Consider the following 22,684-nt stretch of genomic DNA (forward strand, 5'->3'; position numbering starts at 1 on the left):
ACCCTCGGCGAGCCCGGAACGCGCTGCGCCGCTTCCCGGAATCGGTCGGGCGCGGCGGTAGTGTCCCAAGGGAAGGGACCACGCCCGCCGCACCGTGACCGAGAGGACCGAAACTGGTGGCTGTTCCGCGTCTTCGCCGGTCCGGGTTGATCGTCGCGGCGGCACTGGTGGCCCTGTCCACGGCCTGCGGGCACAGCGGGCCGCACTCGGTCCCGGTCACCCCGTCGGGCGACCAGGCCACTATTCCCGAGGGCGCACCCGCGGCCGCGGCGGCCGTGACGGCCACCTCGAGCGGGTTGCTGCTGCGCGGGCAGCCGTGGTGGCCCGCCGGATTCAACGGTCCGCAACTGGCGACGAACTATTCGGTGAACTTCGGCTGTGGGGCCGAGGTCGACCTCGACGCGTTCTTCGCCCAGGTGCCGGAGCATTCGCTGACCCGTTTCGCCATGTTCCAGGCGCTGGCGGTGAACAAGAATACGGGTGCGCTCGATTTCACCGCGGCGGACGCGGTTTTCGCGGCGGCGCAGCGGCACGGCCGGATGGTGCTGCCGGTATTGGCTGCGCAGAGCGGCGACTGCGGCGACGAGATGTTCAAGCAGCGGCAGTGGTATGTGGACGGGTGGAAGGCCGCGAGCCATGTGCCGGGTCGCGCGGTCATGAGTTTCCAGGACTGGGTGCGCACCGCTGTGGGGCGTTGGCGCGGCTCGCCGGTGCTGGCGGGCTGGGAATTGGTCGGCGAGCCCGAGCCCAGCGTCTGCCGCGGCACCCAGTGCGATCTGCGATTCCGCACCTGCCCCAAGGACTCCCAGCAGGTGCTGCGCGCCTTCATGGACGAGGCGGGCCAGCAGGTGCGCGCGCTCGATCCGCATCGGTTGATCTTCGCGGGCTACGTCGGGGGCAGCCAGTGTGGCACCGCCGGTGACTCGTTCAGCTATGTCAGCGCGTCGCCGAATATCGACGTGGTCGAATTCCACGACTACAGCGAGGATGGCGCCCCCTTGCCGGGCGGCCCCACCCATGGCCTGGCGCGGCGGCTGGCCCAGTCCCGCGATCTCGGAAAGCCCCTGCTGGTGGCCGAGATCGGCGAGTACGCCGGATCCTGCGAGACCCTCGACGACCGCCGTGACATCCTGGCCCGCCGCATCGACGGACAGCGTCAGGCGGGCACGGCGGGCGCGCTGTTCTGGGCGTTCGTTCCGGACCCGCGACCGGACCAGTGCACCTACGACATCGGTCCCGAGGATCCGCTGTGGGGGCTGGTCGCCGACCGCACCACCCTCGGCTGATCAGCTGCCGATCACCCGGTACAGCCGCCAATTCGGCTGACCGGCACCGTCATTGGGTATCTCCAACTCCAACGTGGCGATCTGCGCGCCGTTCTCGTACATGGTGGGGTAGCGGCGGTTCACCGCGTCGGAGGTGCCGCGGCCGGAGTTCGGGACCGCCAGGATGTACTTCACGCCGCGCTCCAGCGGGCGGTTCAGCGTTTGCACGAAGTCGCGGTCGGAGGGAATGACGAAGCGGTCCGGGTGTTTCGACGCGATCTGCACCGCGAAGCCGTACACGGTGTCCATGACGATCGAGCCGCGCGGCAGGTTCATGGCGTCGAGGTGGTCGGCCAGGCGGCGTTCGGCGGCGAAGGTGTAGGCGATGTGCTCGGCGTCGAGGTACTTGTCGCTGGTGTCGTTGGGGTCGGGGAAGAGCACGGCGCGCAAGGCGTACTCCTGCACCGCCATGAGCTGGCTGTTCATGCCGCGGGCGGTGATCGGCAGGGACGCCACGAGCACCAGGCCGACCAGAACGGCGGCCATTGTCGCGAGGCCGGACGATCGGTTCGGCCGGTCCACCGGTGGTGTCTGTTCGTGCGCGAACGCGCCGAGCCTGCGGCTCGGTACCGCACCCACGGCCGGTGGAATCAGCAGCGCCAGAATCGCCGTCAATGGGATCGCGGCCACATAGAACCGCAGGAACGCGAAGGTCGAACCGGTTGCGTAGCTGAGCATCTGGAACCCCAGCACCGATCCGCACAGCAGCATCGGCACCACCGGCGTCAGCTCCCGCCGCCGCAGGGCCAGCGCTCCGACGATCGGCAGCAGCAGCGGCAGCGCGGGCGCGAGGATCAGCATCGCCCCGGTCGAGTACTGCGCCGCCGCCAGCGGATGCTGCGGGCCCGTCGCCCCCTCCTGCGCCAGGATCGCCGAATTGCCGTACTGCGAGGTGAACTGCTGGAACGCCTGCCCGGTAATGAGCCAGCTGGTGGCCGCCCACACCACGAACGCCAGCGCGACCGGAGCCGCGACCAGCACCAGATCCATTGCCGCGCCCGCGAATCGGTGCTCGGCGGCGCGACGCCGGTAGTAGCCGATCGCGAAGACGAACACCCCCGCCGTGGCGGCCGGAGCGAGCGCGTCGTAGCGGGTCAGATAGCCGAGGCCCAGCGCGATCCCGCACGCCACCAGATCGTGCACACCGTCGGTGGTCACCCAGCGCATGAGCCGCCGCACCGCCCAGCACAGGCAGAACAGGAACAGCGCCTCGCTCATCCCATTGCCGCCGTAGAACACCACCATCGGATTCAGCGCGAACACCGCCGTCACGAGCCCGCAAAGCCACACCGGCACACCGCGATCCCGGCCGATACCCCACACCATGACCACCGCCCCGGCCATGAACAGCGACGTCATCAGCACACCCGAGAGCCCCCAGCGGGTGATCGCCGGAATCCAGCGCGCGAACGCCACGAACGGCAACTGCGCCAACGCGGTGAGCGGGGTGAACACGAACCCGATGGCCGACAGGTGCGGATCCCGGCTGAACAGCGCCGAATCCGTGGCCGAGACGCGGCTGAGCGCATCGCCCATCAGATATCCGCGCCCGGCGGTGAGGAAGCCGCCGGTGATCACGTACAGCAGCGTCGAGGCGGCGAAGATCGCGCGCGGCACCCGGTTCATGTTCACTCGGCGGCCTCCGTGGACGTGCCCAGCCCGTGAAAGGTCTTCTCCCAGTAGGACGGATTGCGGATCAGCTGCCAGCAGCCCTTGGTCGCGGCAATGGCCATCAACAGCCAGTAGGCGGGCGAGACCAGGCACGCCACCAACAGGTCGGGGCGGCCGTTCTCGCGGCAGGCGATCAGGTTCATGTACACGGTGGTCGCGTTGCCGAGCACCAGCGCGATGAGCGCCGGGAAGTACACCGCGGCCGGGAACACCTGCTCGATGATCTGCGGCTGACCGAAGATCCAGGCCAGGGTGACGAACCAGAACAGCAGGTTCAGGCAGGCGATGATCGGCGTGCCCGCCAGGAACAGCGTGAAACGCCCGAACGCGATCGGCCCGATCTTGCGCCACAGTTCGACCGGCCGCCGGGCGTGCACCAGCCAGCTCTGCAGATAGCCCTTGTACCAGCGCGAGCGCTGCCGAATCCAGTTGATCGGATCCGGGTTCGCCTCCTCCAGGGTGGTCGAATCGATGACGGCCGTGGAATAGCCGCGCGCCGCGATGCGCACGCCCAGGTCGGCGTCCTCGGTGACGTTGTAGGGGTCCCACGCGCCGATGGCGGTGAGCACATTGCGCCGGAAGTGATTCGAGGTGCCGCCCAAGGGGATCGGCGCGCTGCTGCGCATGAGCCCCGGCAGCAGGAACCCGAACCAGAGGCCGTAGTCCATGGTGAACCACGCGGTGAGCAGATTCTGGCGGGCGTTGTGGAACGCCAGCTTGGCCTGAATGCACACCACCGAGCGCGGCAGCTCGGCGAAAGCGGCCACCACGCGGCGCAATTGCAGCGGATCCGGGATGTCCTCGGCGTCGTAGATGGTGACGATATCGCCGGTGGCCGCGTGCAATCCGTAGTTGCAGGCCTTGGGTTTGGTACGCGGGTCGGCGGCCGGGACCAGCACGATGGTGATGTGTTCGCTTCCGGCCGAACCGATTCCGGCGGCGTGGGCGGCCTCGATGGTCGGGGTGTCGTCCTCCTCGAGCAGCAGCAGCGCCTGCATCCGGTCGCGGGGGTAGTCCAGACCGTTCAGGGCCGCGATGAGATCGCCGACCACCTCGGGCTCACCGTAGGCCGGGACCAGAATCGTGTACGGCGGCAAGCGATCCTCCGGGAACGCCCGGGCGCGCTCGTCGTCGACGTGCAGGATGGCGTCGCGTGGCATGCCCCGCGCGAAGATCACCACGCGGTCGATCATGACGGCGGTATAGCCGAGTGTGCAGGCCGCGACCAGCACGACCAGCGTCCATTTCGGGGCCAATACCGCGCACACCACCACGACCGCCAGGCCCGCCAGCAGCGTATTGCGTTGCCACGGTAGGAAAGCCACCGATGCCGAGGACATCGGGTCGGTCTCGCGCAACCCGTGCACGGCCGCGTGCAGGGCGTGGGATCGCTCGGATTCGGTAGCCAGACCCGGCAGCTCGGCGCTCATCCGCCCGCTCCGATCCGGACGATCTCCCGCGCCACGGTGGTGAGCATCTCGCGGTCCTTGTACTCCGACTCCGCGTCCTGCTTCTCGGCCTCCGGATCGATGGACACCGCATTGCCGCGAAAAATCTGATGCAGCATGTTCTCGGTATTGCGCGCCACCGACGGTTCGGGCCGGGGGAATTCGGCATCGGGCAGGTGATTGTCGGCGGAGATGAGGCTGATGCGTTCCGCGCCGCCCTGGCCGCGCCAGCGCCAGCTCAGCCAGGTCCAGCTCAGCAGCCGTCGATCGTCGACCACGGTGTTGAGACGGCCGGTGACACCGTGGCCCAGGTCGATGCGGACCGGTGAGCTGATGCGCGGCTGGTTGAGCGAGTACAGCACGAACTGCGGATGCCGTTCGATGTCATTGGGATTGACGGAGCGTTCGGTGTCGACCACGATGCGGCGGCGACGGGATTCCTTGTCCCAGTCGGGATTACCGCGCAGCGCTACCATATAGCGGCGCGTCCACGATGTTCCCGGACCGAAGAAGCGTGGGGCCCAGGGATATTCACGCTCGTTGAACACCTGCCAGCCCGGTGGCACGGCGGGCGCGTCGGCGATCACCAGGGTCGCGATATCCGGATAGTCGACGCCGTATTCGTGCGGCACCGGAATGGGCGCGATCAAGGCCGTCGCCACCACCGCCGTCGCCAGCGCGCCGCGCGAATGCGCGGCGGTCAGCGGGCGCACCGGACGATCCAGCGGCTTCACCGTCGACCAGTTCCGATGGTTCAAATACATGATGGTGGTCGACAGGTACACCGCCAGAATCGTCGGCACCGCCTGATACACCAGCAGCGGCGCACCCGGGAACCACCGCCACAACACGAGCAACACGATCGCGCCCAGGGCGAGGGTGAGCACGGCGGCCACCACGGCCCGCCGCCAGGTGCGGCCGGACCCGATCGCCGCGGCCGCCGCCCCGAGCAGCAGCGTCGCGGTGCCGTCGGCGACACTGCTGCCGCCCAGCAGCACCACCAGCTGGCGGTACGGCGGGGGAAACGCGGCGAGCAGCAGCAGCCAGGCGGGCCAGAACCGGAACACCGGCCGCAGCCCGAACGCCAGAATGCTCACGCTCATCAGGAACAGCGGGGCCGCGATCAGATCCAGGTGCAGGACCTCGTACTGGTAGGGGTAGCGCAAAACCAGCAACCCGAGCAGCGCCGCCGACAGGCCCAACCCGATCAGGCCCACGATCACGTCGGTCTGGCGGTCGTAGATCGGCAGTTCGTCCCGGTGCCGCAACGCGATTCCGGTGGCCGCGAAGACCGCGACCACCGCCAGCACGAAAACGTAGCCGATATCCGAATCGTGGCGCAGGTCGCCGAGCAGTTCGAGCCAGGTGAAGCCGAACGCGACCAGCGTGCACAGCAGCACGACGACGAACCGCACCACCGTGCGCCACTGCAATCCGTCCCAGAGATGACGGGCCCGTGCCTGCGCCTCCAGGCTCGCGGTCACGCTCATGTCAGCGAGAATGCTTGCGCGGCAGCAGGATAACCAGCGCGGCCAGCAGACTCACCGCCAGCGCGACACCGCCCGCGAGGGCCAGTCGGGCTGCCACCGGAATGGGGGAGTCGCTCTTGCCCGTCGCGGCGATCTGCTTGCTGATCCCGGCCGCCGGATCGAAGAACTCCGGCTCGCGATCGCCCGCCTGCAACAGCACCGGGCCCGACAGGCGGAAGGATCGATCCGGGTCCGCCAGCAGCCAATTCAGCAGGCGGTCCAGGTGTTCGGGGGCCTGGGTCGAGGTGCCGACCAGCACGGTGCGCTTGCCGGTCCAGGTGGCCTGCAGGGAACCGAACGAGAGCGGCGGCCGCAGCTCGATCTTGGTCTCCAGATCGGCGTCGTCGCCGTACACGATCAGGGTGTCGCCGCTGCGGTCCAGCGGCAGCACGATCGAACCCGGCACGCCGCCGTTCGACGCCACCAGCACGGCCGGTCGGTCACTGCCCGCGGCGGTATCGAAGGACACCAGCTCCGGTCGCAGCGGCACCGAGGTCAGCCGCTGCACCGCCACCAGAATCTGGATGGCACGGACGGTGTCGGCGAATCCGGGCGTCTGCAGCCCGACCTGCACGCCGGGCATCAGGGCCTGCGGCACCGCGCCCAAGCCGCCCGGCACCGGCGGCTTCGCGACATAGCTCTGGACTTCGCCGTCCGGGTTGATGGTCAGCGTGACCGGCTGCTCCAACCCGCAACCGTGGGTGAGACCGGCCTGCTGCAGGGTGACCGTCACCGTCGTGAACCGCGACAGCAGCTCGTTGGGAATGCTGACCCACTGGTCGAAGCGACCGGACGGGTCCACCGGCCACGCCGCGATCTGCCGGTCGCCGATGGTCACCGCGAGCTGGCCGCCCCGGGTGTCCGGCAGCGGTGTGTGATTGCCGTGCAGGTTGACTCGCACATCCTTCGACGGGCGGCCCAGCCGGGTCATGTCCAGGGCGAAATCCACCCGGACGTAGCCGATGGCGGTGGCGCTGAGGCGATTCTGGCCGAGTGCGGCCAGGGTGACCGCGTCCGGCGCCAGCTGCGGAGCCACCGGGACACCCAGCGCGGTGGCCGAACCGGCCATGGCCGCGCGGGCCAGATCGCTGGTGAGCAACTGGATCTGGGTGGGCAGCGAGGACTTGTCACCGGAGACGGTCAGCAGCGGCGTCGGCCCGCCGGTGACCCGCAGGCCCGGATCGGAGCCCTCGCGAATCGCGACCTGCCGCTCCAGGAACGCGGGCGGATGATCGGGACCCGTTGCGCCCGAATCCATTCGGCGCACCTCCACCGCGACCGCCTGATTGGCGTAGCGGGCGACCGCGGCCGTGGTCAGCGACAGCGCCGCCGAACTCTCGAGCTGCGACGGATTCGGCGGGAGGTAGACGGTCAACCGTTCCAGGACCGGCGGGAGGTATTCGGCCACGGTCGTGGGCTGGCGTTCCTCGCCGAAGTAGGTGACGGCCACATCGCTGAGCGTGAGCGGCTGGCCGGTCCAGTCGTCGGGGCAGATGCCGGGCTCGGGCAGCAGCGAGGACGTCAAGGTCACCGGCACCGTATCGCCCTGAACCTCCGCCCCCGCCAAGGAGATTCGGATGGGCGCGCGCGGATCCTGCGGCAGGTTCACCCGTTCCAGCAGCCGCTGCCCCGAATGCGCCTCCAGCGTGCCGCGCGCCAGGCTGGGCGGAAGCTGCACGGTGCCGGTGATCGCCGTCGGGGCCAGGCCCGGCAGGATCGGCAGGCTCAGGGAGACCTCGTGGGTCCGGCCCTGGAATTGCAGGGTCTTGCCGAAACCCAGGCTCGTCAGGGGAATCGCGTGATCGCCCGGGTCGGCCTGGGCGGGGCCGGGTACGGCGATCATCGGAAGGGTGGCCAGCAGCAGGGTGAGCAGGGCGGCACGCACTCTCATGAATGGTCTCCTGTGTGGGTAACCGCGGTGATCTCGGAACTGGATCGGGTGGCAGAGCCGGGCGGGTGTCAGAGCCAGGTGGGATCGCCGAAAACCGCTCCGCTGTCATCGGTTTCGGCGGACTTCGCGTAGATGTAGGTGTACTGCCGGATGGAAACCGGTCCGGCGCATTGATTCACGGCGATATGGAAATCGCGAATGATGACCTGCACGGTCTTACCCGGAATCAGGTCCTTGGTCGCGATCTCGAGATCCTTGACCTCGCCCGGGGCCAGGTTGACGCTCATGGGCACCTGGATATTGGGGCCGATGATGTGCACGGTGGGTGCGGGCGATCCGGGGACGTCGACGGTCGGTACGTACGCCTGCGGGATGACCCCGACATTGCCGTTGGGCAGGGTGACCGAGCAGCCCACGTGATAGCCGGTCTTGAGTTGCCCGCCCGCGATGCCGTCGACCCGGGCGTAGGCCATATTGCTGACCAGGGCTTCGCGCGTGGTGCCGACCTGGTTCAGCGGGGCGATGCGGTTGATGAACTCGTCACGGTCGCCGACGGTGAAACTGCCGAAGGTGGATTGATAGGTCCGCTCGTGCGAGGGCAGCGTGATGATGTCGGCCCCCGCCGGCTGCGCGCAGCCGAGGACGGCCCCGACGGACAGCAATGGAACGCCCACAGTGGACAGCCGCATGGCCTCGACGGTAATAGGCAAAAGGAATAACGCGCCCGAATGACACGTAACGGAATCAGGCGCGGGCGAAGGCCAGCAACCAGCGGGCAGTGGCCACGGCCGCTCCGGCGAGCACCGCGATCTGCACCGAACCGGTGATCAGGGCGAGCATCAGGCACACCACCGCGCCCGCGAACAGGGCCTCGAGCTTGTACATCGGCCAGGCTGTCCCGGCGATGTCCACGGTCGGACGCGCGGGGGCCCGCTCGGTGTCCGTAGGGTGAACCACTGCCATACGGTCAGGGTAGACGGTGACCCAAAGTTCGGGCAACCGAAACCTCTGTCGGGAACAACACGGCGACGATGACGGTTGAGCACGTCATGCCACTAATCGGAGAGTACGAACCCGGTCGGTACGACTGGGCACGTGAACAGGCCGAGCAGTACGAGAAGACCGCTGGCGCGGAGGGCGGCGACCACGAGGGCGTGCCGATCATCCTGCTCACCACTCGCGGCAACAAGTCCGGCAAGCTGCGCAAGACCCCGCTCATGCGGGTCGAGCACGACGGCGAATACGCGGTTGTCGCCTCGCTCGGCGGTGCGCCCAAGCATCCGGTCTGGTACTGGAACATCAAGGCCGACCCGCACGTCGAGCTCCGCGACCGCGACGTGGTCAAGGACTACGACGCCCGCGAGGTCACCGGCGACGAGAAGGCCCTCTGGTGGAAGCGCGCGGTCGAGGTCTGGCCGGATTACGCGGAGTACCAGAAGAAGACCACGCGCGAAATCCCGGTCTTCGTCCTGACCCCGCGCGACTGAGCGTCGCCCGCCGCGAAACCGGGAAGCGCGGCGGTCGATGGAAAGATGCCCCGGCCGCATCGCGGCCGGGGCATCTGATTCCGGCCCGGCGTGTGCTGCCAGCTAGCATGTTCGGGTGTCTGATCCGCTCGCTGTAGCTGAGAAAGTGTCCGGTCCGCTGCCCGAATTGAGCGCGGACGAGATCGACGCGGCGGCCAAGCGAATTTCGGACATTATCGAGCCGACGCCGCTGCAACGGATTCCGCGGCTGTCGGCGCTCACCGGGGCCGAGGTCTACCTCAAGCGCGAGGACCTCACCGCCGTGCGCAGCTACAAGCTGCGCGGCGCCTACAACCTGATGATGCAGCTGACCGAGGCCGAGAAGGCCGCGGGCGTGGTCACCGCCAGCGCCGGAAACCACGCGCAGGGCGTGGCTTTCGCGTGCAAGGCCATGGGCGTGCGCGGCCGCATCTACGTCCCGACCACCACCCCCAAGCAGAAGCGCGACCGAATCCGCGTCCACGGCGGCGAATTCGTGGAACTCATCGCCATCGGCGACACCTACGACGCGGCCGCCGCGGCCGCCGCCGACGATGTCGCGCGCACCGGGGCGACCATGGTCCCGCCCTTCGACGATCCGCGCACCGCGGCCGGGCAGGGCACGATCGCCGCCGAGTTCCTCGAACAGCTCGGCACCCAGCCGGATCTGGTGGTGGTGCCGGTGGGCGGCGGCGGCTGCCTCGCGGGGATTGCCACGTACCTGCGGGAACGGTCGCCGCGGACCGCGATCCTGGCCGCCGAGCCCACGGGGGCGGCCTCCATGACGGCCGCGCTGGTGGCCGGGGGACCGGTGACGCTGCCGGAGATCGATCCGTTCGTCGACGGCGCGGCCGTGCGCCGCGTCGGCGCGGTCGGGTATCAGGCGGTGGTGCGTTTCGGCGGCGCGGTGCGCTCGCACGCCTCTCTGCCCTTACTGACCAGCACCGAAACCCGTACCGGCGCAGGCTCTTTCCGCATGATGCATGTGGACGAGGGCGCGATCTGCACGGCCATGTTGGAGCTGTACCAGAACGAGGGCATTGTCGCCGAGCCCGCGGGTGCGCTGGCGGCGGCGGCCCTGCGTGAGGTCGAGGTCGAGCCCGGATCGACGGTCGTGGTGCTGCTCTCGGGCGGCAACAACGATGTCTCGCGCTACGGCGAGGTCATCGAGCGGTCGCTGGTGCATCAGGGGTTGAAACACTATTTCCTCGTGGACTTTCCGCAGGAACCCGGTGCGCTGCGTCGCTTCCTGGACGAGGTCCTCGGCCCGGACGACGACATCACCCTGTTCGAGTACGTCAAGCGCAACAACCGCGAAACCGGTGCGGCGCTGGTCGGTATCGAACTCGGGAGCCCGCAGGGGCTGGATTCGCTGCTCGAGCGCATGGACAAGGCCCCGATCCAGTGCGAGCGACTCGACCCGAACTCGCCCGCCTACCGGTACCTGACCTGATTCACGCGTGCAGCAGGTACCCCGCCGCCGAAGTGTGAATGATCTGCGGCTCGCCCAGCTTTCGGTCGAGCCGCGTGATCACTTCCTCGATGCCGGTGGTCGAGGTGGGGTCGGCGCAGAACGCGGCGATCTCGGCCGGGGTGACGAGGGTTCCGGCGCGCGCGGCCAGCAATTCCAGGGCGCAGAATTCGCGCGTCGTCATGGTCAGCAGCACGCCGCTGCGCCGCACCCGGCGGCGTAATCGGTCCACCACCAGGTCGCCGATGGTCAGCACCGGCGTCGGCTGCTGCGGCTTGCGCAGCGTGCACAGGGTGCGGACCCGGGCGGCCAGTTCGGCGAGCGAAAACGGTTTGGGCAGATAGTCGTCCGCGCCGCCCGCATAGCTCTCGGTGCGGTCGGCGGGGCTGTCGCGCGCGGTGAGCAGCAATGCGGGTGTGCGAACACCCGATTCCCGTTGCCGCCGAACCAGATCCAGGCCGTCGCCGTCGGGTAGCCCGCGGTCCACGATGAGACAGTCGTAGACCCGGGCCCCGACCTGCGCGCTGGCGTCGGTGAGATTGCGGGTCAGATCGACGATGAATCCGGCCCCGCGCAGTCCGTCGGCGACCCGTTCGCCCAGCTTCTCATCGTCCTCACACACCAGAACGAATACGCTGCGGGCGGTCACTCCATCGTCGGACATGGCCCCACGGTGCCACAGTGATCGTGAACGAATCATGAGCGATCGCGGAGCGATCGGCGGTTGTTAACACCGAACGGGCGAATACCTGTGGCGGCGCGTATTCGAGTTAACGGGTGCGTGTCGGGGGGACGATTAATCGGGTAGTTCACTACGCGTGAAACCGAACGGTCAGGACGGGAGGCTGGCGTTCATGAAAAGGCTGGTGGTGTGCTGTGACGGCACCTGGAAAGCCGAGTCGAGCACGACGGTGTCGAACATCGTCAAGATCGCGGAGACGGTGCGGCTGACCGGAGCGGACAGGGAGGGGAAGTCCGTCGGTCAGCGCATCTACTACGTGTCGGGGCCCGGCTCGCGCGGATTCATGTCGGACCGGTTGCTCGGCGGAGCCTTCGGGCTCGGGCTCGAGGCCAACCTGTCGGCGGCGTATTGGCAGCTGGCGTTGAACTGGGAGCCGGGTGACGAGATCTTCATCTTCGGCTTCAGCCGGGGCGCGTACACCGCGCGCAGTCTGGCGGGGATGATCAATCGGCTCGGAATCCTGAAGTACGACGCCATGATTCACGGCAAGTACCCGAAGGCGCTCGAGATCTACAAGACGCGCAAGAAGGATCCGAAGGCCGCCGATCCGCCGGAGTGGGAGGAGTTCCGTTCCCGGTACTGCCATCCGGAGCGGCCGACCATCAACTTCCTCGGCGTATTCGACACCGTCGGCGCGATGGGGGTGCCGGGGCTGACCGCGTGGAAGCACCGGTTCCACGACGTGAACCTGTCGCCGATCGTGCTGTGCGCGCGGCAGGCGCTGGCCATCGACGAGCGGCGGCGGGAATTCGCCCCCTGCCTGTGGGAGATTCCGCAGGAGGACAGGCAGCGCTTCGACCGGCCCGATCGGGTGAAGCAGGTCTGGTTCGAGGGCGTGCACAGCGATATCGGCGGCGGCTACGCCGACTGCGGGCTGTCCGATATCACCCTGCGCTGGATGATCGCCGAGGCCGAGGCCGAGGGGCTGGCCTTCGACCACAATCGGCTCGACACCCTGCTGGCGGAGTGCCCGTTCGACGCCGCCCACCTGCACGATTCGCTGAGCGTCGGATTCCGGGTGCTCAACTACGTGCGGCTGGCAGCGAGCTGGAACAGCCCGCGCTTCTACCGCGACTCCTGGCGCAAACTACTGCAGCCGGAGGATCAGGACAGCTTCCTGGCCGCCACGGTCCCGGATCGGAAGGGCTACCGCCCGGCCAATATTCACCGCTGGTGCGAGCACAGCCGCGGCCCGGTGCCGCCCGATCTCATCGAACCCATCGACCTGGTTCCGCTCCCGCCGACGGATACCCGAGTGCTGTCGAGCTAGTCATGCTGATCTCCTCGCTCCGGACCGCCGTCGCGGGGCTCTCCTCGCATCGGCGGACCCCAGGGGGAGGGGTGCGCGGGATGGGGGCGACGGGGTTGGTCGCCGGGTCCGTCCTCGCGGGGTATGTGATCCAGCGCAGGCTGGGCGAGGGCGGGATGGGGACCGTGTACCTGGCCAGGCATCCGGAATTGGCGATGCCGGTGGCCTTGAAGGTGCTGAGGCCGGTGGTGGCCGATGCCGCCGGGGCCGCCCAGTTCCGGCGCGAGGCACAGTTGGTGGCGAATCTCGCGCATCCGAACATCGTGGATATCAAGGACTTCGGTGACGATCACGGGACGCTGTGGATGGCCATGCAGTACGTGCCCGGCGGGGATTTGGCCGATCTGATCGCCCAGCATCCGCGCGGCATCGAACCGGGGCGGGCGGTGCGGATGGCCGCGGCGGTGGCGGATGCGCTCGATTACGCGCACGCTCACCAGGTGGTGCATCGGGATGTGAAGCCCGCCAATATCTTCCGGACCACCGGGACGGGTGGGGCGGACTGGATCCTGATCGGTGATTTCGGGATCGCGCGCAGTCTCGCGGAGGGGGAGACGGTGACCTCCGGCGGCCGGTGGGCGTTCTCGCAGCCGTATGCGCCGCCGGAGCAGCGGGTCGGATGTCCGGCGGGTCCGCGTGCGGACGTTCACGCCCTGGCGGTCACCCTGTATCAGTTGGTAACCGGTGAGCTACCGGGTGAATTGCCGCTTCCCGCGCGGGATTCCGGGCTGCCCGGCACTCTCGGGTCGGTCCTGGCCAAGGCCACCGCTTGGAACCCGGCCGACCGGTACGCCAGCTGTGGAGATCTGGCGCGGGCGGCCGCCACCGCCATTCGGCCGGGTGGGTCGAGGCGCAGGTTCGTGACGGCTGTGCAAGCGGCCCTCCGTATTTGACTCATGATCATTTCAAAACTGGACTCATGACCGACTCCACCGTGATCCAATGTCTCGACCCGGGTGCGCCAGCGCCTCGATGACGATGTCGAGGGGTGCCCGGAAACGTGGGAGAAACAATGGTGGACAAGAGAATTCAGCGTGCGGCGGGCTCGATGGCCGCGTTCGCGGTGGCGGCCGGATTCGCCGTCGCGGCGGTACCCGGCACGGCCGCGGCGGCCTCGGGCACGATCACCTGGACCGACGGGAACAGCAAGTTCACCCGCACGGTCTCCAACACCAACCCGATCGTCGGTGACACCGTCACCGTCACCACGACCTTCGAACGCACCGGCATCCCCGTCGAATACATCTACGCCGTCAAGGACTTCCACCCCGCCTGCCTCACCCCGGTCGCGGGCTCCGGCAAAATGGGCGGCGACCAGGTGGACCTCGACACCACCTCATCCCCGGACTGGGTCCGAGCCCAATTCGGCATCACCAAATACCCGGTCTACCCCAATATCCAACCCAAATCCCAAACCTTCGAAGTCCAATACAAGGTGGGCGTCAACTGCGCCCGCGACACCCCCCTCTCCACCACCATGGACTACAGCGGCTCCCTCGGCGACGGCAACTACACCGACAAAGGTCCCGCCATCACCGTCTCCAGCGACGCGCTGTCGACCACCACCCTCACCGACGTGACCGGAGCCCAGACCAACAAGCCCGTCACCCTCGAAGCCTCCGTCTCCCCGGCGGCAGCGGGCGGCACCGTCCAGTTCAAGGCGGGCGACCAAGTCCTCGGCGACATCCCCGTCGCGGCCACCGGCACGTCCACCATCGTCTGGACCCCGGGTGCCGCAGGCACTTACACCATCACCGCCACCTTCTCCGGCCGCCCCGGCGTAGCGGGCTCCACCGCCACCAAGTCCGTCACCGTCACCGACCCCACCTCGGGCGGCGGCAAACCCAACACCGGCTCCTTCGGTTTCTAACCGCCCGTGGGCGGAGAATCTCCCCATGGTCGAACTCGTACTGGTCCAAGGCGATATCACCGAACAAGAGGTGGATGCCGTCGTGAACGCCGCGAACTCCTCCCTGCTCGGCGGCGGAGGCGTGGACGGCGCCATCCACCGCAAGGGCGGCCCGGCCATCCTCTCCGCCTGCCGCGACCTGCGAGCCTCGCACTACGGCAAGGGCCTACCCACCGGCCGGGCCGTCGCCACCACCGCCGGAAACCTCCCCGCCCGCTGGGTCATCCACACCGTCGGCCCGGTATGGTCCCCCCACGACGACCGCTCGCCCCTCCTGTCCTCCTGCTACCGCGAATCCCTCCGAGTAGCAGACGAACTCGGCGCTCGAACGGTCGCCTTCCCGGCCATCTCCACCGGCATCTACGGCTGGCCGATCGACGACGGCGCCCGCATCGCGATCGACACCGTCCGAGCCACCGACACCGCAGTCCAGCAGGTGCGCTTCGTGCTCTTCGGCCCTGACGCCTATCAAGCCTTCACCGCCGCACTGTAATTCCCTTCGCCATACGCTGGCCGGGTCAGCGGACGAGGAGGGCTATGGGGAGGCGGGCGAAGAGTTTTTCCAGGCGGGCTCGGCCGGAGAAAGTGTGGCCGGTGAGGCGGTCGGTCCAGTGGCCTTGGGGGAGGTCCAGGACGGTGTCGGACCAGCCGCCCGCTTCGTCGAGGCGGATGCTGTGGCGGGTGGCGGCGACGATGACCTCGGGGGTTTCGCCGGTGCGGCCGCGGGCGTAGGAGATGAGGTGGGGGGCGCGGTCGCCGGAGGCGAACAGGGGAGTGTAGGTGCCGCCGACGAAGCAGTCGGGGCGTTCGCGGCGCAGCCACAGGGCGTAGGCGACGATCCACATCTTGACCGCGCCGGAGGGGTCGAGATCGGGGGTGCCGGTGAGGGATTGGAGTAGCAGGGAGCGGTGGGTGAAGTCGACGGGGCGGCGGTTGTCGGGGTCGACGAGGGAGTCCTCCCACAGTTCGCAGCCCTGGTAGATGTCGGGGATGCCGGGGGCGCAGAGTTGGAGGAGCTTTTGCGACAGCGAGTCGGTCCAGGCGTGAGTGGCGAGATCGGTGACGAATTCACCGAGTTCGGCTCCCACCGGGCCGTCGATGACGGTGTCGATCCAGCGGTGCACCGCCGTCTCGAACTCGATATCCGGTTCCTCCCAGGAGGATTGGGTGCCCGCCTCGCGAACGGCCTTCTCCGCGAATTGATGCAGGCGCTCGCGCAGCCCGGGCACGGCGGCGGCCGGTCGTCCGTCGGCGGGCCAGACGCCGAACATGTTCTGCAACAGGAACAGTGTGGTCGCCCCGTCGGGCCCGGGCGCCATCTCCTCCCAGGTAGTGACCGAGCGCGCCCAGATGTCGGGCACCTGCGAGAGCATCCCGATGCGGGCGCGCACATCCTCCCCACGCTTGGTGTCATGGGTGGTCAACGTGGTCATCGTGGCGGGCCAGCGGGCCGCGCGCTCGGCATTGCCGAGATGGAATTCGATGACCGAGCACCCGAACCGCGCCGGATCGGTGCCCATCTCCTGCAGTGACACCAGCCGCGCCGCGCGGTAGAACATGGTGTCCTCCACGGCTTTCGCGGTCATGGCGCCACCCACCTGGTGGAAGCGGGTGGCCGCCTCCCCGCCCGCGGCCAGCGCGGTCACCAGCACCTGCAGCGGCGCGGTGAGTTCGGCATTGCGCCGCGCCACCTCGGCCACCACCGCCCCGACCATTCCGGCCAGCGGCGCGTAGTCGGTGCGGTACACCGGCATGAACGACAGCACCTCGATGGTGGCGTTGGTGAGCGCCATGGTGTCGAACGCGTCGGCGCGCGCATCGCGTTTGATCGCGGCGACCAACCGTCGCACCTCCGGCACCAGCATGGTCTCGGCGACCGCGCGCCGAATTCGATGCTCCTGCTCGGTGAACCAGGCGCGGTCGCTGCCGTGCCCGGTGAACTGCCGCGACAATTCGGTCAGCTGCTTCTCACCGTCCGGGTCGATGAGGACCCCGCCGAGATCGGCCAGCGCGTCGTAGCCGGTGGTGCCGTCGATGGGCAGGGTGGCATCCAGCGGTTCGCGATTGGACAGCACCTTCTCCACCAGCAGCAGCCGCTGCGGTCCGATGAGCTGGCGCAGCCGTCGCAGATACTCGGCCGGATCGGCCAGCCCGTCCGGATGATCCACGCGCACACCGTCGATCAGATCGTGCTCGCACCAGGCGGCCAGCTCGCGATGGGTGGCCTCGAAGACCTCCGGGTTCTCCTGCCGAATGGCGGCCAGCCCGCCGACGGTGAAGTACCGCCGGTACCCGCACAGCCCCGACTTCCAGTTGACCAGTCGATAGTGCTGCTTGTCGTGAATGCGCAGCGCGTTCTCACCGTCGGTGCCCGGCGCGAGCGGGAAGCGCATATCGTGCAGCGCCAGCATGGGTTCCGCCCCGGAGCGGTCGACGGTCAACGCCGCGGGATCGTTCTCCCCGGCCAGCACCGGCAGCGCGATCCGCCCGCCCGAGCCATTGCCCGGCGTCCAGTCGATATCGAACCAGCTGGCGTACTTCGAGTCCTTGCCGTACTGCAGGACATCCCACCACCACTGGTTCTGCCGCGGATCGGCCACGCCCACATGGTTGGGCACCAGATCCACGATCAAACCCATACCGCGACTGCGCACCTCGTCGGAGAGCGCCTTGAACCCGGTCGGCCCGCCCAGCCCCGCCGACACCGTGGTCGGATCGGTGACGTCGTAGCCGTGGGTGGAGCCCCGCGCCGCCGTCATGACGGGCGACAGGTACAGATGTGAAATGCCCAGCTGCTGCAGGTATTCCGCGATGCCGCGCGCGTCCGCGAAGGTGAGCGCGTCGGGCCGCAGCTGCAGACGGTAGGTGCTGCGCACGGGCGTCTGCCGGGCGATGGGACCGGTGTGGTGTTCGGGCGAGCTGGTCATGGCGGTATCGATCATGCCGTACGGCGCAGCACGAGCAGACAGCGTGCGGGCACTTGCACGCTCGCGGCGGCGGGGCGAGGGGTGTCGCAGGCCGGATCGCCGGTCGGCGTGGAGCAGTCCAGGGCGATCGACCAGGCATTGCCGTACGCCGACCCGGGCAGGGTGAAGTCGAGTCCCGCGTCATGTGCGTTGAAGCACAGCAGGAACGAGTCGTCGACGAGGCGTTCGCCGCGCGGCCCGGGCTCGTGGATGCCGTCGCCATTGAGATACACCGCCAGCGAGCGCGCGAAGCTGGTCTTCCAGTCCTCGTCGGTCATCTCGGTCCCGCCGGGGGTGAACCAGGCGATGTCCCCGGGCCGGTTCGGATCGAAGAAGCGGCGGCGGCGAAAGACCGGGTGTTCCCGGCGCAGCGTGATGACCCGCTCGGTGAATTCGAGCAGTTCGGCATTGGTGTGCATGAGCGTCCAGTCCATCCACGACAGCGGTGAATCCTGACAGTAGGCATTGTTGTTGCCGTGCTGGGTGCGGCCGAATTCGTCGCCGTGCAACAGCATGGGCGTGCCCTGGGACAGCATGAGAGTGGCGAGCAGATTGCGGGTCTGCCGGGCGCGCAGGGCGAGGATCTCCGGATCGTCGGTGGGTCCTTCGACCCCGCAGTTCCAGGACCGGTTGTGATTCTCGCCGTCCTGGTTGTCCTCGCCGTTGTCCTCGTTGTGTTTCTCGTTGTAGGACACCAGATCCGCGAGGGTGAACCCGTCGTGCGCGGTCACGAAATTGATGCTGGCCCCGGGCCGCCGTCCGGTCGCCTCGTACAGATCCGAGGACCCGGTGAGCCGGGATGCGAACTCGCCCAGTGTCGCCGGTTGCCCGCGCCAGTAATCCCGCACGGTGTCACGGTATTTCCCGTTCCATTCGGTCCAGGCGACCGGGAAATTGCCGACCTGATAGCCGCCCTCGCCGACATCCCAGGGCTCGGCGATCAGCTTCACCTGGCTCACCACCGGATCCTGCTGCACCATGTCGAAGAACGTGGAAAGCCGGTCCACATCGTGCAATTCGCGCGCCAGGGTGGCGGCCAGGTCGAACCGGAAGCCGTCCACGTGCATGTCCAGGATCCAGTAGCGCAGCGAATCCATGATCAGCTGCAGCGCGTGCGGATGCGCCATATTGAAGCTGTTGCCGGTGCCGGTGTAATCCATGTAATGCTGCGGATCACCGTCCACCAGACGGTAATACGCCGCATTGTCGAGCCCGCGGAAGCTGAGCGTCGGCCCGAATTCATTGCCCTCGGCGGTGTGGTTGTAGACCACGTCGAGAATGACCTCGATACCGGCGGCGTGAAAGGCCCGCACCATCGCCTTGAACTCGGTGACCGCGGCGTCGGGGGATGCGCCCGCGGCATAACCGCGATGCGGTGCGAGATAGCCGAAGCTGTTGTATCCCCAGTAGTTTCGCAACCCTCGATCGAGCAGGATGCGGTCGTCGAGGAATTGGTGCACGGGCATCAACTCGACGGCGGTGATGCCCAGCCGCTGGAGGTGGTCGATGATCGCCGGATGCGCCATGCCCGAGAAGGTTCCGCGCAATTCCGGGGGCACGTCCGGATGCGTGCGGGTCATGCCTTTCACATGCGCCTCGTAGATGACCGTCTCGTGATACGGCCGCCGCGGCGACCGGTCCTCGGCCCAGTCGAAATACGGGTTGATGACCACCCCGGTCATGGTGTGCCCGAGCGAATTCTGCCCGTAGTTGTACGGCGCGGCATCGGTCCCGAAGTCCCCTTCGAACGCCTTGCCGTACGGGTCGAGCAGCAGCTTGCTGGGATCGCAGCGCAACCCCTTGGCCGGATCGAACTTCCCGTGCACCCGAAACCCGTACCGCTGCCCGGGCCCGATCCCGGGCAGGTAGGCGTGCCACACGTACCCGTCCACCTCGTCGAGCGGCACCCGGGTCTCGCGGTGGTCGGCGTCGATCAGGCACAGCTCGACCCGCCGGGCGACCTCGGAGAACACCGAGAAGTTCGTCCCGACGCCGTCGTAGGTCGCGCCCAGCGGGTAGGCGGTCCCCGGCCAGACACCGAGCCCGGTCGAGCCGGGAGTCGCGGGAGCCATGCCCTGACCCTAGCGAGCCGGTCGCGCTCCCGGACCGTGTCCCCTGCCCTAGGCGAGTCCCTTGCGCCAGGTCTGCCCGACCAGATCCACGCCGAAGCTGTGATGCGGATTCGATTCGCCGAGGGTGAATCCCGCGCGCTCGTAGATGTGGCGGGCGGAGGTCAACACGCTGTTGGTCCACAGCACCAGCTCGGTGTATCCGGCATCCGTGGCGAATCGGACACATTCGTCGACGAGCGCGCTGCCCACGCCGAGCCCCCGCGCCGAGGGTTCGACGAGCAGCAGCCGCAGCCGCGCGGTGGTGTCGCTGTCGCGCATGCAGTACACGCAGCCGACGGGTTCGCCCCGGTATTCCGCGATCCACGCGCGTTCCCGTTGCGGGTCATGGGAATTCAGCCAGTCGGCGACGATCTTGGCGACCAGCGCCTCGTATTCGCCGTTCCAGCCGAACTCCTCGGCGTAGAGCTCGGCATTGCGCGCGATCACCCAGCCGTGCTCGCCGGGCCGCGGCTCGCGCAGCACGACGGCGGCCGGATCGGGTTCGGTCTCGGTGTCGAGGATCTGCTCGATGGTGCGCATGGCACCGACGAGTCGGTTGCGCTTGCCGGGGGAGTGCGGGATCAGCAGGTCGCCGATCTGCTCCTGGGTGCGCTGATCCAGGACTTCGAAGGCCGCGCGACCCGACTCGGTCAGCTCGACCACCTGTCGCCGTCCGTCGGCATCCGATCTCCGGCGGGCCACCAGCCCCCGCTCCTCGAAGCGCGCCAGGATCCGGCTCAGATACCCGGGATCCAGATCCAGTCCCAACCGTAGATCGACGACCTCCGAGGCCCCGAAGTTGGCCAGTTCGAACAGGATACGGGCCTCGGCCAGGGAGTACTCGGTGCCGAGCATCCCGCCCTGGAGAACTCCGATGAGCCGCGTGTACCGCCGGTTGAAGGCGCGGACGGCGGCAATGTGCTGTGCCTCGACGAGGCGGTCGGCAATACCGGTGGCCATATCGATTCCCATCCCGATGCCAATTCTTTGACTGAGTCAAAGGATACGCCGCGCGAGCCGTTCCGCCAGGGGTTCGTGGTAACTTGAACGCCGTTCAAGCCAGCTCCTCGTAAGGACTTCCCGTGGCATTGACCCCCAGCGAGATCACCGCCCTCGACGCCGCGCACGTGTGGCATCCCTACGGCGGCTTCCCCGCCGGAACCGAACCGCTCATCGTGGCCTCGGCGTCGGGTACCCGGCTCACCCTGGCCGACGGGCGGGAATTGGTGGACGGCATGAGCTCCTGGTGGGCGGCCGTGCACGGCTACCGGCACCCGGTGCTGGACGCGGCATTGCTCGAGCAGTCGCGGAAGATGAGTCACGTGATGTTCGGCGGGCTCACCCACGAACCGGCCGTGCGACTGTCGCAATTGCTCGTCGAGCTCACCCCCGACGGGCTGGACAAGGTCTTCCTGTGCGACTCGGGCTCGGTGTCGGTCGAGGTCGCGGTGAAGATGTGCCTGCAATATCAACGCGCGCTCGGCCGCCCCGGGAAGCACCGCCTGATGACCTGGCGCGGCGGCTACCACGGCGACACCTTCACCCCGATGAGCGTGTGCGACCCGGAGGGCGGCATGCACGCGCTGTGGACGGATGTGCTGGAGCCGCAGGTCTTCGCGAGCGCCCCGCCGGAAAGCTATGAGCCGCGGTACGTCTCGGAGCTGGAGCGGGTGATCGCCGAGCACGCGCACGAATTGGCCGCCGTCATCGTGGAACCCGTGGTGCAGGGCGCGGGCGGCATGCGCTTCCACGACCCGCGCTATCTGGCCGATCTGCGCCGGTTGTGCGACGAGCACGACGTGCTGCTGGTCTTCGACGAGATCGCCACCGGATTCGGCCGCACGGGAACGCTTTTCGCCGCCGAGCAGGCCGGGATCCGACCGGACGTGCTGTGCGTGGGCAAGGCGCTCACCGGCGGGTACCTGACGCTCGCGGCCGCGCTGTGCACCGCCGAGATCGCCGAGACCGTCAGTCGCTCCCACGGTGGCCTCATGCACGGCCCGACCTTCATGGGCAATCCGCTCGCCTGCGCGGTCGCGGTGGCCTCGATCGAGCTACTGCTGTCGCGTGATTGGCGCGGCGAGGTGGCCGGGATCGAGGCCGGATTGCGGACCGGTCTGGCAGCCGCGCGCGAGCTGCCCGGCGTCGCCGATGTCCGGATTCGTGGCGCGATCGGTGTCATCCAGCTCGATCATCCGGTGGACATGCGCAAGACCACCCACGCCGCGGTCGAATCCGGTGTCTGGCTGCGCCCGTTCCGCGATCTGATCTACTGCATGCCGCCGTTCATCAGCACCCCCGACGACGTCCGGCGCATCACCGACGCCATGTGCGCGGCCGCGGCGGTGTGACCCGTGCTCAGCGCTGCCACAGCCTCGGCCGATTCGGCCATTCGATCCGCCGACCGAGCGCGGTTCCCGGCCGACGGCGTGGTGCCCTGGGTGCTCGTGCCGCTCGCGCGGTGCGAGTCGTCAGCGGTTAGCCCGTTTTTCGCGCACTTTGTCTGAATTGTCGCTGTCGGACAGGATCTCCCAGACTTTGAATACGCAGTGGTAGTCGTCGGACCAGCCGCGGGCGATCAACATGAAGGTGTCCCCGTCGCGCAGGATGGTGCGGCGGCTGATCAACTTCGGATGATCGGGAATGAACTTCGAAACGAGGTCGGGAACCTTGGCGAGTGCTTGTTCGCGGGTGCCCACCACCTCCGTGAGGATCTTCGGACTCCAGGTTTTGCTGTCGCCGAAGCCGGTCGTCTGCTCGACCACTATTGCCCATCGTGGCATCGCGCAGCCTCCTTACGATCCCCA

19 protein-coding genes are annotated in these 22,684 nt (G+C 68.2%); 8 read left to right on the forward strand and 11 right to left on the reverse strand.

Annotation, left to right across the window (positions count from 1 at the left end; genetic code table 11):
* Positions 1-116: 116 nt before the first annotated feature.
* Positions 117-1,286 (forward strand): beta-mannosidase, encoded by a 1,170-nt coding sequence (locus tag VMT65_RS36065; protein ID WP_442790382.1) that lies wholly within the window; start codon positions 117-119, stop codon positions 1,284-1,286.
* On the opposite strand, the gene VMT65_RS36070 is transcribed toward VMT65_RS36065, so the two are convergent.
* The 6 genes from VMT65_RS36070 to VMT65_RS36095 all read right to left on the reverse strand — a co-directional run bounded on the left by VMT65_RS36070 (position 1,287) and on the right by VMT65_RS36095 (position 8,827).
* On the reverse strand, positions 1,287-2,951 hold the full coding sequence (locus tag VMT65_RS36070; protein ID WP_326313217.1) for an ArnT family glycosyltransferase: 1,665 nt from the start codon (positions 2,949-2,951) through the stop codon (positions 1,287-1,289). It abuts the gene before it with no gap.
* A gap of 2 nt (positions 2,952-2,953) precedes the next feature.
* Positions 2,954-4,426, reverse strand: a complete 1,473-nt coding sequence (locus VMT65_RS36075; protein WP_326313167.1) for a glycosyltransferase — start codon at positions 4,424-4,426, stop codon at positions 2,954-2,956.
* A complete protein-coding gene (locus VMT65_RS36080) occupies positions 4,423-5,934 on the reverse strand; it encodes a hypothetical protein (protein WP_326313168.1) in 1,512 nt (503 codons plus the stop codon). Before VMT65_RS36080 ends, VMT65_RS36075 begins: the two co-directional genes overlap by 4 nt.
* Position 5,935: 1 nt before the next feature.
* Positions 5,936-7,864, reverse strand: coding sequence for a hypothetical protein (locus VMT65_RS36085; protein WP_326313169.1), 1,929 nt, complete (start codon positions 7,862-7,864; stop codon positions 5,936-5,938).
* A 68-nt stretch (positions 7,865-7,932) separates the two neighbouring features.
* Positions 7,933-8,553 (reverse strand): MspA family porin, encoded by a 621-nt coding sequence (locus tag VMT65_RS36090; protein ID WP_326313170.1) that lies wholly within the window; start codon positions 8,551-8,553, stop codon positions 7,933-7,935.
* A gap of 55 nt (positions 8,554-8,608) precedes the next feature.
* Positions 8,609-8,827 carry a hypothetical protein gene (locus VMT65_RS36095; RefSeq protein ID WP_326313171.1) on the reverse strand — a complete coding sequence of 73 codons (219 nt, stop codon included), beginning with the start codon at positions 8,825-8,827 and terminating at the stop codon, positions 8,609-8,611.
* An 86-nt stretch (positions 8,828-8,913) separates the two neighbouring features.
* Between VMT65_RS36095 and VMT65_RS36100 the strand changes: the two genes are divergently transcribed.
* On the forward strand, positions 8,914-9,351 hold the full coding sequence (locus VMT65_RS36100) for a nitroreductase family deazaflavin-dependent oxidoreductase (protein ID WP_326313172.1): 438 nt from the start codon (positions 8,914-8,916) through the stop codon (positions 9,349-9,351).
* A 115-nt stretch (positions 9,352-9,466) separates the two neighbouring features.
* Positions 9,467-10,822 carry a threonine ammonia-lyase IlvA gene (gene ilvA / locus VMT65_RS36105; protein ID WP_326313173.1) on the forward strand — a complete coding sequence of 452 codons (1,356 nt, stop codon included), beginning with the start codon at positions 9,467-9,469 and terminating at the stop codon, positions 10,820-10,822.
* A gap of 1 nt (position 10,823) precedes the next feature.
* Here ilvA and VMT65_RS36110 read toward each other — a convergent pair whose 3' ends face one another.
* Entirely contained in the window at positions 10,824-11,504 is a 681-nt protein-coding gene (locus VMT65_RS36110) for a response regulator transcription factor (RefSeq protein ID WP_326313174.1), read from the reverse strand.
* 190 nt (positions 11,505-11,694) lie between these two features.
* Here VMT65_RS36110 and VMT65_RS36115 point away from each other — a divergent pair, with 190 nt between their 5' ends.
* From VMT65_RS36115 to VMT65_RS36130, 4 genes are all read left to right on the forward strand, one after another.
* Positions 11,695-12,852 carry a DUF2235 domain-containing protein gene (locus tag VMT65_RS36115; protein WP_326313175.1) on the forward strand — a complete coding sequence of 386 codons (1,158 nt, stop codon included), beginning with the start codon at positions 11,695-11,697 and terminating at the stop codon, positions 12,850-12,852.
* An 80-nt stretch (positions 12,853-12,932) separates the two neighbouring features.
* Entirely contained in the window at positions 12,933-13,784 is an 852-nt protein-coding gene (locus tag VMT65_RS36120; protein ID WP_326313176.1) for a serine/threonine-protein kinase, read from the forward strand.
* A 119-nt stretch (positions 13,785-13,903) separates the two neighbouring features.
* Positions 13,904-14,761, forward strand: a complete 858-nt coding sequence (locus tag VMT65_RS36125) for an Ig-like domain-containing protein (protein ID WP_326313177.1) — start codon at positions 13,904-13,906, stop codon at positions 14,759-14,761.
* A 25-nt stretch (positions 14,762-14,786) separates the two neighbouring features.
* Positions 14,787-15,293 (forward strand): O-acetyl-ADP-ribose deacetylase, encoded by a 507-nt coding sequence (locus VMT65_RS36130; protein WP_326313178.1) that lies wholly within the window; start codon positions 14,787-14,789, stop codon positions 15,291-15,293.
* Between the two features lie 25 nt (positions 15,294-15,318).
* Here the strand turns inward: VMT65_RS36130 and treY are convergent, their stop codons facing one another.
* From treY to VMT65_RS36145, 3 genes are read right to left on the reverse strand one after another with little or no spacing between them, the layout of a single operon-like run.
* The gene (gene treY / locus VMT65_RS36135; RefSeq protein ID WP_326313179.1) at positions 15,319-17,727 is read right to left on the reverse strand and encodes a malto-oligosyltrehalose synthase; all 2,409 of its coding nucleotides are present in this window, start codon (positions 17,725-17,727) and stop codon (positions 15,319-15,321) included.
* An 11-nt stretch (positions 17,728-17,738) separates the two neighbouring features.
* On the reverse strand, positions 17,739-19,838 hold the full coding sequence (gene glgX / locus VMT65_RS36140) for a glycogen debranching protein GlgX (RefSeq protein ID WP_326313180.1): 2,100 nt from the start codon (positions 19,836-19,838) through the stop codon (positions 17,739-17,741).
* Positions 19,839-19,886: 48 nt separating this feature from the next.
* Positions 19,887-20,849: a bifunctional helix-turn-helix transcriptional regulator/GNAT family N-acetyltransferase gene (locus tag VMT65_RS36145; protein WP_326313181.1), complete on the reverse strand. Its 963-nt coding sequence runs from the start codon at positions 20,847-20,849 to the stop codon at positions 19,887-19,889.
* A 110-nt stretch (positions 20,850-20,959) separates the two neighbouring features.
* Here VMT65_RS36145 and VMT65_RS36150 point away from each other — a divergent pair, with 110 nt between their 5' ends.
* Positions 20,960-22,228, forward strand: coding sequence for an adenosylmethionine--8-amino-7-oxononanoate transaminase (locus VMT65_RS36150; RefSeq protein WP_326313182.1), 1,269 nt, complete (start codon positions 20,960-20,962; stop codon positions 22,226-22,228).
* Between the two features lie 120 nt (positions 22,229-22,348).
* Here the strand turns inward: VMT65_RS36150 and VMT65_RS36155 are convergent, their stop codons facing one another.
* A complete protein-coding gene (locus tag VMT65_RS36155) occupies positions 22,349-22,642 on the reverse strand; it encodes a hypothetical protein (RefSeq protein WP_326313183.1) in 294 nt (97 codons plus the stop codon).
* Between the last annotated feature and the right edge of the window lie 42 nt (positions 22,643-22,684).

It is taken from the genome of Nocardia sp. CDC153 (assembly GCF_035818515.1).
Taxonomy (GTDB): domain Bacteria; phylum Actinomycetota; class Actinomycetes; order Mycobacteriales; family Mycobacteriaceae; genus Nocardia.

Excerpts from the sequence above, each read along its gene's own strand:
- VMT65_RS36070 (WP_326313217.1), bottom strand. The coding sequence starts at position 2,951 with ATGAACCGGGTGCCGCGCGCGATCTTCGCCGCCTCGACGCTGCTGTAC.
- VMT65_RS36075 (WP_326313167.1), bottom strand. The coding sequence starts at position 4,426 with ATGAGCGCCGAGCTGCCGGGTCTGGCTACCGAATCCGAGCGATCCCAC.
- VMT65_RS36080 (WP_326313168.1), bottom strand. The coding sequence starts at position 5,934 with ATGAGCGTGACCGCGAGCCTGGAGGCGCAGGCACGGGCCCGTCATCTC.
- VMT65_RS36085 (WP_326313169.1), bottom strand. The coding sequence starts at position 7,864 with ATGAGAGTGCGTGCCGCCCTGCTCACCCTGCTGCTGGCCACCCTTCCG.
- VMT65_RS36090 (WP_326313170.1), bottom strand. The coding sequence starts at position 8,553 with ATGCGGCTGTCCACTGTGGGCGTTCCATTGCTGTCCGTCGGGGCCGTC.
- VMT65_RS36095 (WP_326313171.1), bottom strand. The coding sequence starts at position 8,827 with ATGGCAGTGGTTCACCCTACGGACACCGAGCGGGCCCCCGCGCGTCCG.
- VMT65_RS36100 (WP_326313172.1), top strand. The coding sequence starts at position 8,914 with ATGCCACTAATCGGAGAGTACGAACCCGGTCGGTACGACTGGGCACGT.
- VMT65_RS36110 (WP_326313174.1), bottom strand. The coding sequence starts at position 11,504 with ATGTCCGACGATGGAGTGACCGCCCGCAGCGTATTCGTTCTGGTGTGT.
- VMT65_RS36115 (WP_326313175.1), top strand. The coding sequence starts at position 11,695 with ATGAAAAGGCTGGTGGTGTGCTGTGACGGCACCTGGAAAGCCGAGTCG.
- VMT65_RS36120 (WP_326313176.1), top strand. The coding sequence starts at position 12,933 with ATGGGGGCGACGGGGTTGGTCGCCGGGTCCGTCCTCGCGGGGTATGTG.
- VMT65_RS36125 (WP_326313177.1), top strand. The coding sequence starts at position 13,904 with ATGGTGGACAAGAGAATTCAGCGTGCGGCGGGCTCGATGGCCGCGTTC.
- VMT65_RS36130 (WP_326313178.1), top strand. The coding sequence starts at position 14,787 with ATGGTCGAACTCGTACTGGTCCAAGGCGATATCACCGAACAAGAGGTG.
- treY (WP_326313179.1), bottom strand. The coding sequence starts at position 17,727 with ATGACCAGCTCGCCCGAACACCACACCGGTCCCATCGCCCGGCAGACG.
- glgX (WP_326313180.1), bottom strand. The coding sequence starts at position 19,838 with ATGGCTCCCGCGACTCCCGGCTCGACCGGGCTCGGTGTCTGGCCGGGG.
- VMT65_RS36145 (WP_326313181.1), bottom strand. The coding sequence starts at position 20,849 with ATGGGAATCGATATGGCCACCGGTATTGCCGACCGCCTCGTCGAGGCA.